Source organism: Microcoleus sp. A6-C6, from assembly GCF_036705955.1.
GTDB lineage: Bacteria > Cyanobacteriota > Cyanobacteriia > Cyanobacteriales > Microcoleaceae > Microcoleus.
Genome location: NZ_JAUBVR010000071.1, coordinates 1 through 15,765 on the forward strand (window position 1 = coordinate 1; position 15,765 = coordinate 15,765).

Consider the following 15,765-nt stretch of genomic DNA (forward strand, 5'->3'; position numbering starts at 1 on the left):
TCTCGCCAATATACGCTCCATTACACCTCGCACCATGAGGGTGATGGGAGTTTTTTGGACAAATCTGTCAAATATTGGGCGTTGCTGATTTACGGTATGAACGGCTAAATATGCAAATCATAAAAACCATTGTCCACAAAGCTTCTAGATTTTTGCCTAATTCTTTTTCATACCCTGATTAAGCAACGCCAAATATTGTTTCCGGCATCAACTTTTTCCTCGCTTATCCTATTCCCAGTCTGCGCAAGTGTTCTTCGGAATACACCATCCAGACTAACCTACTGACAGGACTTCCAGACCAAGCTCAGCACACACCTTGACAGGGCTAGCCTCCGTGGGCATAGGGCATAGGGCATACCTCACCACGCTTGAGAACCGCTATAAGAGAGAAATCTGGAATTAGGACGGACACGGAACACCGCCCTTACAAATTATCTAAATGCAGCTATTAGCCTAGGGCTTGAGTAGTCGTTTCAGGTGACATAACTAGGTTTCCGGTTATGTCCATAGTTGCACATTTCAACACTTCGTTAAATGCTAATCCCCGAATCTTGAGTTCCCAACGAATGCCTTTTTCTTTCATTCGCTTGGCTTTGCGCATATCGACATCGGCGGCTTTTTGATGCAGCAGTAAATATTTCATTGCTGCTGTGGCTTCTACTTTCGTGGGAAATGCAATGTAGGTGATATATCCGCCGTCCCAGTGGTTGGCGTTGCGGATGCTACTGATAGTTGCTACTCTGGGACTAAATCGGTTCCAGTAAAAGTCGCTGTAGCCGATCGCCTGTGTGTTCACTTGGAGTTTGTTTGCCATTTGACTTAACTCCTATAATCTTTTGTGCGGGGTTGGCAAGACTAATTTTCTGCTGTTACTATTATAGCAAATTATTGGGAAATTGGTAATTGAGAATTGGGAATATTGCAAAGCGTCAGAAACCGGGTTTCTTACACAATCAGGGTTGGTGGCAAAATATATCGGAAGAAACCCGGTTTCTGGGAACATGACAATTAATGACTAATGACTAATGACTAATGACTAAAATCTCAATTCGTATTCGGCGGTGACGCGATTGTCTCCTTGGAAATTGGTTGAACCTCTGAGCAATATTTTGTCGTTTAAACGATACCGCATATTGAATTCTGTTGGCTGATTTGCTGACAATACTCGAATGATTGATGCTGAAAGATTGCGCGTGATATCGGCCCCGACTTCTAAGCCTATACCGAGGGAACCTGCGCCGGATGCGACCCCTGAACTGGAACTGGCTGTTTGACCTTCATTACCCCTAATTCGAGTCGGAAACAACCGGAATTCGCTCAATCCGGTGGCGTTGGTAATCACGGATTGCAGGTTGTTTAATAATCCTGCACCGGCTAAATTGGCGATCGCCAGTGTACTATCTCCCTGTCCTAAAGTCTGTACGAAACTGCCACCTAGTAGCGCTACAATCTCTGTTTCCGATCGACTTGGAGAACTCCTCAACTCCAGACTTTCCGCCAATTGAGAAGCTTTACCCTGCACTAACGCTTGAATTCGGACACTCCGCACGCTGCCGAAACTTGTCGGTTCGTCGGCTATTTCAGAGGCGACAGATGTTCCCGGAGTGCGGAACCGCGTTACTTCCTGTACCGAAGTTGCTAATCTCACATCCAGCGTCGGATCGAGTCCTTGTCCCGCTACAAAGGTAGCAGTTTGCGGGTATCCCTTATCAAGCTTAAACTGCGTGGTAAACAAATTCACCGCCCCGGAAGTCAACCGAATCGTACCCACAGGGCGAAGGTCATCTAAAGTTCCATTCACCGTCAAACCCCCAGTCGCCTGAAAACTCAATATCGGCGCACTCGTTACCCGCACTCCCCGGCCCAACTTCAGTTGCAAATCGTTGAAGGCAACATCAAAGGAAGGGGAAGGAGAAGCCGAAGCCGTGGAAGGAGAATCGGAAGGCGAAGGAGATGCCGCAGGTGTGGAAGGAGAATCGGAAGGCGAAGCTTCTGTCGCAGGTGTGGAAGGAGAATCGGAAGGCGAAGAAACTAACTGAGTCTTGCCGCCGCCCGCACTTGGGAGAAATACTTCGCCGTCGTAGAGTTCAATGTTACCGCTCAAGCGCGGCCGAAAAGCCGTGCCCCTGGCTTGGATTTGACCGACTGCGCCGCCGCTATACAATCCTTTAAGATTCAAGGCCAGCTTGTCGAGATTGACAGCCAAAGGATTCGCTGCATCGACATCGCCCTCGGCAAAGGGCACCGACAGCGGAATCACGCCCTGCGCCACAACTTCTCCCTTACTCAACTGTCCCCGAATTCCTTCTACCCGAATTCGATCGCCCTCAAAGCGCACCGTCCCAGTCAGCCCTGTCAGCGGTTCTGGAAAGGCGTTCGCCCGGACGGTTGCATTTTCAAAATTTGCAATTCCTTGCGCTACAGGCTCTTGCAGCGTCCCTCCGACACGAATTTGCACCTGTCCCTTGCCGCTAACCCAAGCAACTTGCGGAGTCAAGACATTAATAATTGCCAATCCTTCATTTTTCAAATTCGCCCTCAAATCAATTTGATTGCTGTCAGCTTTCACAGCAGCAAACGGCAACTCAAAAGGCAAACTTCCCTGAACCTCAATCGGTTCGATTTGAGTCACCAAAGCGCTGCCGCCAAAATTGAGGCGGGCGTTGCTGTAACTAAAACTGCCGTCGGCTTGTTTAATCGGTTCTCCGTTTAGCGTACCGTCAACCAAACTCAATTCTCCGGTGGCCTGCGGGTTTTCCAAACTGCCGGCCAAGTTCGCCCGCAAATTCAAATTTCCGGTGACATCGACAAAGGGCAATTCTACCAGTTCGGCTACCTTTTCCACCGGCACATTTTCGATTCGCAACTGCCCGGATTGACCTTTTTGCCCCAGTTGTCCCGAAAAGCCGATCGCACTTTTGCCCGATCGAATTTCCAGAGGTAAAATAGTTAAAATCCCGTCCTGAAAACCGCCCTCAATGCTGAACTTTTCAGCGACATATTTGCCCCACTGCCAATTATCGCCCGCAACGTTAAATTGAGCTTGCACGCCCGTTCGCAAAGAACCGGCGACAGAAATTTCCCCGCCAAAAGTGCCCTGCAATTCAGATAGCGGAGGCAATTTTTGCGATTCTGCAATCACCTCCTGCCGCTGCTGCAAAAGCACTTCAATTTCTGCCAAACGGCGCAACTGTTCGATTAGCGGGGCTTCCGGTTCTCCAACTGCTACAGTTTGCACGTCGGCGGCGTTAGCGTAAACCGGAGGTTTGAGGCCTCTGGCTAAATCGCCTAAATTGAAATATTGTAAAGCGACTAAAACCTGTTGCAAGTTGCCCTGCTGGATGTTAACTTTCCCGGCAAATTCTGGGTTTGCGCCGGTTTTCACATTGCCCGAAATTAAGTATTGACCGGTACCTTGGCGGAAGATGCCGTTTGTCAGAGTGGCGCTGCCGTTAGCATAGCTGAATTCGGCTTGAAAACTGTCACCTTTAATGTAGCCGATCGCAGGTTGGGCGATCGAAATTTGTCCGTTTGCTTGCAAAGTCTGCGGATTTAACGGCATCTTCCAGCCCGGTACATTCACCTGTCCCGAAACCGTACCAGTTATCGGCCCCAAACCGACATCTTTCCCCGGCGTGAGATTCAAAGCAGCCAAAGGAAAATCGCTTAAATTGACTCGCAAAGTTTCTCCCTCAGTTTGGCCGCGGGCTACCGATTCTCCCCGTTGAACCAAGAAAGATGTCGGTAGAAAAGATGAATTTAAAGCTAATTCAATTTTGTCTTGGCGACCGGCCAAACGCAAGTCTACACTTTTATCCGAACTCGCACTTACAGTCCCCGCCAGTACAGGATCGAATTCAACTTGATTTACTGCTAAATTCCGCACTTCCACATCGCCAACCAAGCTGAGGGCGGTAAGAGTTCCGGTGAGGCGGCCCGTGAAATCGACATTGCCGCGGACAGGCTGATTTTTCTCTGAAGAATTTTTGAGACCAATTGGTCTCAAAAATGCCAACTGTTCTGCTGGTAAGGATTCCAGGTTAAAGTTGGAGAGTTTTACATCCAAATCTAGATTGGAAATTGAGGGTAATCCTTTACCTTCGAGTTCGACATTCACAAAACCGTTGGCTGTCAAACCCGGAGTTGCAGCTTTTTCTATTTCTACGCGGTTGCCGTCCCAATTAAATACTGCCTCAAAAGGTTGTTTCAAAAACGGCAATTCCGAGATGCGGAAACTGCCGCCGGCGCGAACAGTTTGGGCCGAAGCAGCGGCAATCGGGCCGGATAAATTGACATTGCCGTTAAATATGCCTCGCAATAGCGGGAGATTTTGGGCTTGCGAGACTAAACTGCTGGCTTGCAAGCTTTGGCGCTGGGCTTCAAAGGCTTTCTGGAAGCGACTTAAGGCAATTTGGTCGCCTTCGATTGAGGCGCGCCAATTCCCGGAGGCGGCGCTAGCTATGGCGTTGACAACTCCGCCACCGTTGGCGAGTCGAATTTGTCCGTCGCCCTTGGCGGTGATGCCGTTGGCAGTTAAATTATCTACACTGCCTAAAATTCGGACTTTCCCGTCGAGGGTTCCAGCAATTTCTGGCGGTAAATTGGTTGTCAGTAAACCTGTTTGTTTGAGGGTTTGTTCTAAATTGCTGACTGTAACTCCGTTGGTTTCCAGCAATGCTTCTAAGTTGCCGTTTTCCAATGTGGCTGTAGTATCGATCGCCCCCAGTCGATCGACCAAAACCCGTCCTTCCCCACTAGCACGAATTCCTTTAGCTGTCAAATTATCCAAACTGCCCGCTGCTTGAAATTGGCCGTTAACTCTGCCGTCAAATCCTTTGGGCAAAGTCGCCGTCAGGGTAAACAGTTGGGTATCGCGGATTGTTTGTTCTAAGCGGCTGAGAATAACTCGATCGAGATCCGCGACAGCTTGCCAGCGTCCAGCATCTAATTTTCCCTTAAAATCAACAGTACCGTCAGCAATATTCAGTTTACCGCTGCTGTTTACAGAAACATCGGCGACGCTTGATTTACCAAGACTTCCGGCTGCTTGAATTTGATTAGATATTTGTCCGTCAAGCGATTTGAGATTTTGGATTTTGGATTTTAGATTGTTGATGTTGGCTACAACTTGGGGATTGTCAGCGGTGAAAGCTAAGCCTACATCTAACAGTGGCAACCCTAAATTTACCAGGCTGCTGATGGAAGTGCGATCGGTTTCTGCGATTCCCTCCCAATTTCCCCCCGCTAATCCTCCTTTGAAATTGACATTGCTGCCGCCCAGATTTAGTTGGCCTCTGCCACTGACATCGATTGCGCTAGCCGTCAAATTGTCAAGATTTCCCGAAGCGGTAAATTGACTCGATAGCTGGCCATCAATCGATTTTAGATTTTGGATTTTGGATCTTAGATTGCTATTTTGTTGATTTTCGGGATTGAAGGCCGAAGCCACATCTAACAGCGGCAATCCTAAATCTACCAAGCGACTGATGGAAGTGCGATCGGTTCCTGCGGTTGCTTGCCAATTTCCCGCTGCCAATTCTCCTTTGAGATTGACATTGCTATCGGCAATATTGAGCCTGCCGTTGGCGATCAAATTGATGCCACTAGCGGTTAAATTGTTAACATTTCCCGCCGCTTGAAATTCACCTGCTAGCTGTCCGTCTAACGATTTGAGATTTTGAATTTTGGATTTGAGATTTTCGAGATTGGTGGCGGGTGATCTGTTAGAATTGGCGGGCTGTTCCAGGGCTAAAAATGGCAATCCAATATCAATTAAGCGATTGAGAGCAACTTTTTCTGTCTGCCCAGAAGCTTGCCATTGACCGGATTCGAGTTTGCCATTAACATTAACAATACTGTCAGCAAGATTCAACGTTCCTTTGCCCCTAGCAGCAATACCATTTAAACTCAAATCGTCCAGAGTTCCCGCTGCTTCGGCGGTTCCGGTGAACAAACCTGCTAATTCAGGAGGTAAATTAAGTCCCGGTACGACTTGCTGTAAACTATTTATAGCCACGCGATCGCCCTTGATTATAGCTTCCCACTGACGGTCTTTGAGCGCCGCGTCAACATTCACAGCAGCGTCGCCAATTTTCACAACTGTATTTTGCAAGTCCGCCGAATTGCGGTCTGCTCTAATTTCGCCATTCGCGGGAAAAGTCCCTTGCGGTGCTTGCCATTTAGCTATACCTTGAATGTTGTCTAAGGGGCCGAAAACTTGAGCTTTTGCGGAGACATTGCCAATTTTAAGAGTAGCAGGAATTGGGACAGCGTAAATTTGGGCGATCGCATCTCCGGGTACATTTTCCGCTTGCAAATCAAACACCAAACCCGATCGCGAATTCTCACTTCCCGACGCGAGATATACTTCACCTTTCCCGCCAATTTTACCACCCGCCGCCGGCACTACCAAAATATCGCTCAATGTCAAAGCCAAAGAGGAAAACTGCCCAGTTGACGATGGAGAATTTGGAGTTGGAGTTTGAGCTATTCTCCCCCGTTCCAGTTTAAAATTAGTGCTAACATTGTTTAATTGTAGGCGATCGACTGTAGCGGGTTTTGTCGAGGCGATCGTACCTACCAATACTGGATTTGCAACGGTTCCAGTTAGCTTAGCATCCGCCTTAACTTCTCCCGCCACAGCAACTGGTAATACAACTTTCTGCCCTAACTCTGTTTCCACCGCACTGACAACACTTGCCACAGCTATCGGTGGCACATTAGTTATTAGATTGAATCTAGCTTGTTCGGTATTAAAATTAGCTCCAGTTGCCACTGTTCCTGCTATTTGAAAAGGAATTAAACCGTAATTACCAGTCAAAGTATCGACAATCACATTAGTTTCCTGAAACCGCAATTGACCGCTACTATTTTGGATAATCTGTTTCAGCGGTTTGATACTTGCCTGCACTCCTGCAAAACTCGCCACCCCAGTAATTCCAGATAATTTATTGTCTCGGACTTGCACGGTTAAATTGCTATTTGCCAGACCTTTTTGGAGAGAAACGCCGGAAACTTTCAGCAAGCGAGTGATGTCGGATAAAGGTAAGTTTTGCGCTTGCAATAGCACGTTAGTTTGAGCCGCAGGCAATAGAGAATCCGCCTTGACTGCAAAATTGTCATTATTAGTAAACTGACCGTTAAATTCGTAGAGAACGCGCTGATTTTGCTCGCGAAATAGAGCGCTGCCATTTTTCAGAGTTACGGAAATCGGAGCCGAAGTTTTTTGCCCGACTGCGGGACTCGGTACCAAAACTGCGCCGACATTTTCAACTCGAATTGCCTCAATTTCAGTTTTAAATAAACCCGCAGGTTTTGGCTCGGAGGTGGGAATATTAACCCAGCGGCCTTGAGCGTCCTGTTCGATATAAGCGCTGGGTTTAACTAAGGTAATATCTAATTTTAGGGTGCGATTGAACAGCAGTTGCCAGATTGAAAATTGCACTTCCACTGCTTCTGTGGAAGCATAATCTGGATCGGTAGCCGTTGCAGGTACGCTCGATCGACCAAACCGCAAACTCGTCGGAGTAAATCGCTCCAAGCTGCCAATTTGCACTGGCCGCTTCAGTGTCTGACTGACCTCAGATGCCACCAAAGGAGCTAACTTTTCCCGCACCCACTCCCGTGCGGCCACCGCCCCAACCAGGCCGAGAATGCCCACTCCCGTACCGCTAAGCAGCAGGATACGCCACCAGCGGCGCTGAGGATGGGGTGCAAGTTGTTTTTTGTCATCGTCCGAGTTAGTCATGGGTGTTTCTCAGAGCTTGTGAGAATTCAGGGATTGAGGACATCAGCCGATTTGAGACAGGAGAAGGAAGTTCGGCAGCGGATTCGCTCCACGGATGTAATGGATGTAACGGATCGAAGGCAGAAGGAAGAATCAATAAAAGCTCATATTTGTGCAATTAAGAGCGTCCTAACCGTCTTCGTGCTTGCTATATAACTTTTTTGATTCGCTCGATTGTGGCTTCTGCCTTTGGTAGACTGATAACTGAGGCAGGAAGTGCCGATCGTCTACGGGGGCTATGCTAACGCAGACGATCGATCTTCCAGATTTACGCCCCACGCAGGGGCAGACTCCAGAAACCTTGACCGAACTTAATCAAAGCACGCAACATCACCTCAAACCAAGTCCTATAACTCCCCAGAATCCTCTTGAGCCCCGCGCGTGCAGGATTTGGAGTCAATCTCAAATCTTAAATCTAAAATCTCAAACCAAGTCCTCGAACTCCCCCAAATCCTCTCAATCCCGTCAGTACAGAATCTATAGTCAATCTAAAATCTAAAATCTAATATCTAAAATCGACTAATTGGTGACCCGATCGCTTCTAAGATAAAAAAACGGTGGTTAAGAAGGTCTTTAAAACTTATGCGAGTGTTCGTCTTACTCTTCAATGCCCGCACCGAGAATGAGGGAATTCATACCATTCAACTCGGCTCACGCAACAAAGTTCTGATGTTTGAGTCAGAAGACGACGCGACACGCTTTGGCGTGATGTTGGAAGCCCAGGATTTCCCCGAACCCGCTGTCGAGGCGATCGACGATGAGGAAATTAAGGAATTCTGCGACAGTGTTGATTATGATTGGGAACTGGTACCGGCGGGCGCACTGGCGATTCCGCCAGAAGACAATGTAACACAGACTGAGTGGCAAGCAGAGGGGCAGTCGCAACCGGAGTCACAGCCGGAGTCGGATTCTGATGTTTCCCAAGACGAACTGGATTCTATGCGCCGCCGACTTGAAGGACTTTTGTAAGAGTCAGTTGACAGTTGACAGTTGACAGTTGACAGTTGACAGTTGACAGTTGACAGTTGACAGTTGACAGTTGGCGGTTGGCAGTAATCGGTACTCATTAGTAGATAGACTTGAATTGCAAAATATGAAGAATTTGGAAGAACGGGGGCATCTGCTGACGGAACAGGTGAATCCCAACAGCGAGAATTTAGACCAACTTAGCTCGATCGAATTAGTGGACTTGTTCAACCGCGAAGACGCCCAAACCTTAAGCGCGATCGCCCTGGCGCGCGAACACTTAGCACGGGCGATCGACATCGCAGCCGAGTCTCTGCGTCAAGGAGGCCGCCTGTTTTACGTCGGTGCGGGTACTTCCGGGCGTTTGGGGGTACTCGATGCCGCCGAGTGTCCCCCCACCTTCTGCACGCCACCAGAACTCGTACAGGGCATAATTGCCGGGGGTGCGGGGGCTTTGGTGCGGAGTTCGGAGGATTTGGAGGATCGGGCCCAGGATGGGGCTGAGGCGATCGCCCACCGTCACATTACCAATCTGGATGTGGTTGTCGGGATTACGGCTGGGGGTACGACGCCGTTTGTGGCGGGTGCTTTACAGGCGGCGCGCCAGCGGGGGGCGAAAACTGTGTTTATCGCCTGCGTACCCGTGGAACAGGTTAATTTTGACGCTGATGTGGATATTCGGTTGTTGGTTGGCCCGGAAATAGTCGCGGGTTCGACGCGCTTGAAAGCTGGTACTGTGACCAAAATGGCTTTGAATATTCTTTCGACTGGCGTAATGGTGAAGCTGGGGAAGGTTTACGGCAATCGGATGGTTGATGTGGCGGTGACTAATCAGAAATTGCGCGATCGGGCTATACGGATGTTACAAGACTTAACTGATTTGAGTCGGGATGAAGCGGGTTTTTTGCTGGAAAAAAGCGGCAAGTCTGTCAAGCTGGCTTTGATGATGCACTGGACTAATTTGGAGAGGGAAGAGTGCGATCGAATTTTGGGCGAGTTTCAAGGTAATTTGCGATCGGCTGTAGCATCAATTAGTCAGTAGTCAGCAGTCAGTAGTCAGCAGTCAGTAGTCAGCAGTCCACTGTCAACTGTCCACTGTCAACTGTCCACTGTCAACTGTCCACTGTCAACTGTCCACTGTCAACATCGATTCAAAAAATTGTGAAATCTCTTCAGTGGATCTGAGGTGATAAACACTTTTGGTATTTTGAGCGCGATCGACATACTCGCGATATTTGGGAGTCAAATACTTGTGACACAACCAAAGAGTGCGGTAACTATTAATTGAACTCTTCAAGATCGGACTTTTTTCCGGCCAGCCTTCTGGCGGTTTAAAGCTACCTGCAATCATCCGTTTAGTCACCCACCAGAAATGCACGTACAGCGGTAGATCGACAAAAACCAGACTATCCGCCTCGTTGAGTCGAAGCCAGAGGGTTTCCATACAACCAAACCCGTCAATAATCCATCGATCAGTAGCCAAAATTTGAGCGTGGGTACGCTTATATTGTTCATAGGGAATTTCAGCGCCCCCAGATTGATATTGAATCTTATCCAATGCGTAAATTGGCAAACCAGTGATTTCTGATAATTTCTTGCTGAGAGTTGATTTGCCGCCTCCAGTATTACCAAACACGGCTACTTTTTTCATACTTACTCCTTTTAGTTATTAGTTATTAGTCATTAGTTATCAGTTATCATTAGCAGACTAAAAGCTGAAGGTTGATCGAATTTGTAGCTTTCCAAAAAGTCAATTTCGGTAATTTGTGGCGCGATCATTGACGTTTTTGATAAATGCGATTAGGGTCATTATATATATTTATTGTTTGGCGATCGCTTGGATATTTTATCAGACAAGCGATCGCGACCCTGTATTGTCTGTCGATCGCTTTGTAAAATATCTGTCAAATCTAAGGCGATCGCTCCTTAGTTAAAAAAGCCGTTTCTGAAGCCAACGCACCTAGTACGAGACTGCTGGATACTCTACCCACCTTGAAATTTAAAACCGAGTCCTATGCAACCAAAGCCTAACCTTAACCTATACTCATCCTTGGGGCATCTCCCCTGGCTGAAAAAAAGCTACACTGCCAAAATTATGGTGGTTGCATTTTTAGGAACGCACGTTCCTTTGCTAACCTTAATGGTCTGGTTTCTTACCTCAAACGCTTACTCTGTAGAGACATCAGTCCGGGTTCTGCTGATTGCTCTGCTGGCGACATTAGCGGGTACGGCAGCAACGCTTTATACGCTACGCCACCTCCTGGTTCCGGTAATCTTAACCTCGGAGGCTCTACAAAACTACCTCGATACAAGAACATTGCCGAACTTACCCACAAAGTTTACTGATGAAGTCGGTACGCTGATGGCAAATTCCTCACAAACGCTTTACAAACTAGATGAATTGATTCATTACATTACCCACTACGATGAACTGACTGGATTGCCAAATCGTGACTTATTCTGCGATCGCCTGAATGAAACCCGATCTCAAAATCACTCACCCTTAGTCGCAGTGCTGGTATTAGGTATCGATGATTTCACAGGGATACGCCATGCGTTGAAGCCTGGGATATGCGACTTACTAATTATAGCCGTTTCCCAACGGGTGGTACAGTGCATAGATGGGTCAGATGCCTTGGCGCGTTTGGGCGACGGTGAGTTTGCGATCGCTCGCAGCGAACTCCCCTCGCTGGAGAGTGTGGTCAAGCTATCCCAACTCCTACTGAGTACGCTGACCAAACCTTTCTCTATAGATGGCCAACAGATCCACATCACCGGCAGTCTTGGCATTACATTGAACCATCTAGAAAATACGAATTCTGTAGAGAAACTTCTTCAGCAAGCCGACTTCGCACTTCATCAGGCAAAGCAGCAAGGGCGGAGTCACTATCAGTTTTATTCACCCGAAATGAACGTTCAGTTACAGGAGCGACTGGCCCTAGAAAATAGCCTGCGCGGAGCGCTGGAGCGTAACGAACTACTGGTTTACTATCAACCGCTGATCGACCTGCACGGCGGACGGGTGACAGCAACGGAGGCGCTGGTTCGCTGGCAGCATTCTACAGAGGGTTTGGTGTCTCCGGTAAAATTTATTCCGATCGCCGAAGCCAATGGCGAGATCGTGCCCATTGGTGAATGGATCTTGCGAACGGCTTGCGCTCAAAACCGTCGCTGGCAACTGGCAGGGCTGCCAGCCCTGCGGATTTCGGTGAATCTGTCGGCTCGACAATTTGAGCAAACGAATCTGGTTGAGATGGTTCGCCAAATTTTGGCAGAGACGGAACTCGAAGCTACGTATTTAGAACTGGAAGTGACTGAAAGTGCCTTGATGACTGACATTGAGCGATCGGTCACAATCTTAACGCAACTGCGAGAACTTGGCGTGTCCCTCGCCCTAGACGACTTTGGCACAGGTTATTGTTCGCTCAACTACCTGCAACGGTTTCCGGTTAATATGCTCAAGATCGATCGATCCTTTGTCAAAGATGTACTGTCTAACCCGAACAGCGCCACCATTACTGATGCGATCATTGCTCTGGCAAAAAGTCTGCGGTTAACGATCACCGCAGAAGGCATTGAAACCAAGGAGCAGCGTGACTACCTGCAAGCGCGAGGCTGCGATGAAGGTCAAGGGTTTTACTTCAGTCGCCCTGCTAACGCTGAGACAATCACCAAACTGCTAAAGGACTCGCTTGAGTCTGATGCAGAATCTATCGCTATTGCCACACACTTTTAACTTAATTGGCGTAAGTCCCACGCTGTAATTGTACTCAATTCAGCGCTGCGATATAAGCCAAACAAAGTCTATGAATTTCTCACAAAAAGATGGTATGATATAAGTGGTTGCGACCCACCCACTCGACTGCAAACAAGAGGCTACAGTAGCAGTAATATGCTTGGCCTTGGACAACTGCGAGAGAAAGGGGGAAAAGACAGACCGCTGGTTATTGGGATACGTCCCAATGTGAAATACAATCCAAGTTTGTCATACGAAATAGTTTTTTGCCTTGGGAAACAGGGCTTCTGCGTGGGTTCCTACGAAGGGATAAAGGCTGTAAAGCCAGAGATGCTGTGTAAGACTTGGATCGTCTTTGGTGACGAATATTCAGCAATGGATATCCCCAACAGAGCAACGGCAAACGAGACACGAAGCCTACACGCTCACCGTAAGGTTAGTGTTAGGTATTTCACGCTGAACCACTAAAGCGCTCTTGTTTTTAGATTCCCGACTTATCCAAAATGTCGGGAATCTCGATATGCTGTTTTTTAGGCGTTAACAAAAACAGCAGATGTAAGCTGACTTTGACTGACACCCTGCACGATTCCTAAATAATTACTACCAGACTTAATCGCCGTAGAAGCGATGCTTGCGCCTCCATCCAACTGCAAACTCACATCTTCAAAAGTCAAGTTTGCAAATCCGATACCGTCAGTCAAACCAATCTTATCTCCGATCGCAAAATCGGCGATCGCATCCGCACCAATTAAAGTAGCCGAAGCAGACAAACCTCCTGCTAAGATAAACGTATCATTTCCAGCACCGCCGGTCAGAATGTCTTGGCCGCGATCGCCCGCCAACAAATCGTCCCCGTTACCGCCAATCAAGATATCGTTTTCTTTGCCGCCGCGAATAGTATCATTACCGTCAGATCCGATTAGTCGATCGTTATCGTTATTGCCGCTGATAAAATCATTGCCAACACCGCCATCAATTGAATCCGATTCTTTGCCGCCCAATAAGCTGTCATTCCCACCTGCGCCATTAATTGTATCAGCACCTTGCATTCCATTAATAATGTCAACACCATCTCCACCGATGAGATTATCTTTCCCAGAAAGGGCAAAAATTGGCAATCCCGCAGCAGTTGCAGGTATTTGAGAATCGCCACTATCTGATAGGAAATAATTGCCGCCGCTGGCTGTATTCTTCGGTGCTGTCGTCGGGCTGCCGTCCCCTGTAGCATTGGGTATGGGCGAAGTAATCGAGACTAATGTGCTGGGTGTTGGAGTTGGAGTTGGAGTTGGAGTTGGAGTTGGAGTTGGAGTTGGAGTTGGAGTTGGAGTTGGAGTTGGTGCGGGATTGACACTACCGTCAAGGGAAGTAGCAAAAACTTGCGTCCAGTAGTGATTGTAATTGACGCTGCCAGTATCGTTGGCTAAGAAATAGTAACCAATGCCAATCTCTTTCAGATTCGGGTTAAGAATGTTAGTCCGGTGGCCAGGGCTGTTCATCCACGATGATACAACTTGTTCCGGTGTAGACGATCCCGCAGCGATATTTTCTGCTGCCGAGCTGAATTTATAGCCCGTTGCAGTAATCCGACTTCCCATTGACGAACCATCTTTTCCGGTATGGGAAAAGAAGTCTTGCAGTGCCATATTTTGGCTCTGAGTTTGCGCGGCACTGAGTAATTGAGTATTTAAGGTTAGGGGGGGCAAACTTAATTTGCCGCGTTCTATGTTCGTGAGTTCTAAAACTTTATAAATAAAGTTTTGATTGGTTATATTTGGTGCGATTTGAGAAGCCGATCGCTCTCCTGTTAAAATGTCCAAGGACCGATCGCCGGAAGTTTGTATTTTTTCGAGCATGGGGATGATAAGTAGTTGTAAGACTTGACGAAAGCTGGTAGATTGCTTACTGTCTTAACGATAGTTTCCCCGATCGCAGCCTGGGCACGCTTTAATAATTGTGTTATTCCCTGCCACTATTGTATCTATTTTTATTATAGCTATTTTCAAAATGCGGATGTCAAGATCCGGAATTTGCTTGAAAAAGGGTAGGGTGCGATCGCCTGTGGCATCAATACAACCCACATTCCCCACCCCCTTAGTGTCACACAGAATAATTACCCACAACCATCTTTTTTTAAAGTGATAAATTATACTTTATAATGATTCTTATCCGTTAATACACGTAAAAAATAATAATTTATAGTTTAATTGCTCGATCAAAATAAGTAAAAACCGATTGTGACAGTTGACAGTGCGGAATGTGGGATACGATTTTAGATTTTAGATTTTTCCTGATTAGTAAGGTTGATATTGCGCACCCAGTTCGCGGGTTGGGGGCTAGAAACCCGGTTTCTACGAGTTTGGCGTTTAGTTACGAAAAATATATGAAGAAACCGGGTTTCAGCAGATTAGCGATCGCGCGCCAACTAAGTTTTTAGTAGAAACCTCACCAAAAATTCTAAATTAATTCAAAATTTACCACTCAAAATTCACAATTTCAAACTATTCTCTTGTCCGACTTTAGCCTCCTGAGCAACTTGCTCAACGTCATCTTTGGCGAGAATTTCCAAAGCCGCCCCTGCTTCTGCGCCGCCCAACCGCCCCAAAGCTTGAGCGACTCTGTAACGGATTTGCCAATCTGCATTGGAAGCGTAGGGAAGCAGCAGAGGCAGCGCCCGTTTATCTCCCAATTCACCTAATGCACTAATGGCAATGGTTTGAATCAACTCGTTTTCAGAAGTCAGGGCATTTTCTAACATGGGAAATGCTTTTGGATCCCCCATTTCTCCCAAAGCTGCGACGATACTGAGTTGCACCAACCATTCAGATGTACTGCTGTAAACTTGTTGCAAATCGTCTAAAGCAGCGGTTAATTTCAATGCGCCCAAAGCATCGGCTGCTGCTGCTTGTACGTCGGGTTCGGGGTCGTTATTCAGGCTGTTCCGCAGTACCTCTAAAGCGTTCGGCAGATTCTGGGTGCCGAGGGTTGACATTTGGCTGACTGCTGCGTATCTAACGCGGACGTTTTTGTCGCCGATCGCAATTTGAATCAAATTATAGGCGATCGCAGGTTCTAGTTGTCGCAGTTGGTTGACACCTCGCAGCCTTTCACCAAAATCCTCGGAATTTAGCAATTGTTCGACAGACTCAGGGTTAATGCTCATTCGATTTTAAATTTGGTAATTGAGAAGAAGGAAGAAGGAAGAAGGAAGAGGGAAGAAGGAAGAAATATTTCTGCGCGTATTCCTGACTTTTTACTCGCGAATCTAGAGACTTATTGC

General features: G+C 47.4%; 8 protein-coding genes. 3 read left to right on the forward strand and 5 right to left on the reverse strand.

Features of this window, described 5'->3' with window-relative positions; all coding sequences use genetic code 11:
• Positions 1-448: 448 nt before the first annotated feature.
• Entirely contained in the window at positions 449-814 is a 366-nt protein-coding gene (locus QUB52_RS22850; protein WP_265238680.1) for a hypothetical protein, read from the reverse strand.
• 222 nt (positions 815-1,036) lie between these two features.
• The gene (locus tag QUB52_RS22855) at positions 1,037-7,747 is read right to left on the reverse strand and encodes a translocation/assembly module TamB domain-containing protein (RefSeq protein ID WP_332974854.1); all 6,711 of its coding nucleotides are present in this window, start codon (positions 7,745-7,747) and stop codon (positions 1,037-1,039) included.
• 621 nt (positions 7,748-8,368) lie between these two features.
• Between QUB52_RS22855 and QUB52_RS22860 the strand changes: the two genes are divergently transcribed.
• Positions 8,369-8,755, forward strand: a complete 387-nt coding sequence (locus tag QUB52_RS22860; RefSeq protein ID WP_265238676.1) for a DUF3110 domain-containing protein — start codon at positions 8,369-8,371, stop codon at positions 8,753-8,755.
• 124 nt (positions 8,756-8,879) lie between these two features.
• The gene (gene murQ / locus QUB52_RS22865; protein WP_332974852.1) at positions 8,880-9,794 is read left to right on the forward strand and encodes an N-acetylmuramic acid 6-phosphate etherase; all 915 of its coding nucleotides are present in this window, start codon (positions 8,880-8,882) and stop codon (positions 9,792-9,794) included.
• Positions 9,795-9,878: 84 nt separating this feature from the next.
• On the opposite strand, the gene QUB52_RS22870 is transcribed toward murQ, so the two are convergent.
• A complete protein-coding gene (locus tag QUB52_RS22870) occupies positions 9,879-10,403 on the reverse strand; it encodes an isopentenyl transferase family protein (protein ID WP_265238672.1) in 525 nt (174 codons plus the stop codon).
• Between the two features lie 444 nt (positions 10,404-10,847).
• On the opposite strand from QUB52_RS22870, the gene QUB52_RS22875 reads away from it, so the two are divergent.
• Complete coding sequence (locus QUB52_RS22875; RefSeq protein WP_332974850.1) at positions 10,848-12,488, forward strand: putative bifunctional diguanylate cyclase/phosphodiesterase; 1,641 nt, start codon at positions 10,848-10,850, stop codon at positions 12,486-12,488.
• Positions 12,489-13,018: 530 nt separating this feature from the next.
• Here the strand turns inward: QUB52_RS22875 and QUB52_RS22880 are convergent.
• Together QUB52_RS22880 and nblB are read right to left on the reverse strand one after the other, a co-directional pair.
• Positions 13,019-14,305: a CAP domain-containing protein gene (locus QUB52_RS22880; RefSeq protein ID WP_332974849.1), complete on the reverse strand. Its 1,287-nt coding sequence runs from the start codon at positions 14,303-14,305 to the stop codon at positions 13,019-13,021.
• Positions 14,306-14,973: 668 nt separating this feature from the next.
• Complete coding sequence (gene nblB, locus QUB52_RS22885; protein ID WP_332970508.1) at positions 14,974-15,648, reverse strand: phycobilisome degradation protein NblB; 675 nt, start codon at positions 15,646-15,648, stop codon at positions 14,974-14,976.
• Positions 15,649-15,765 lie beyond the last annotated feature (117 nt).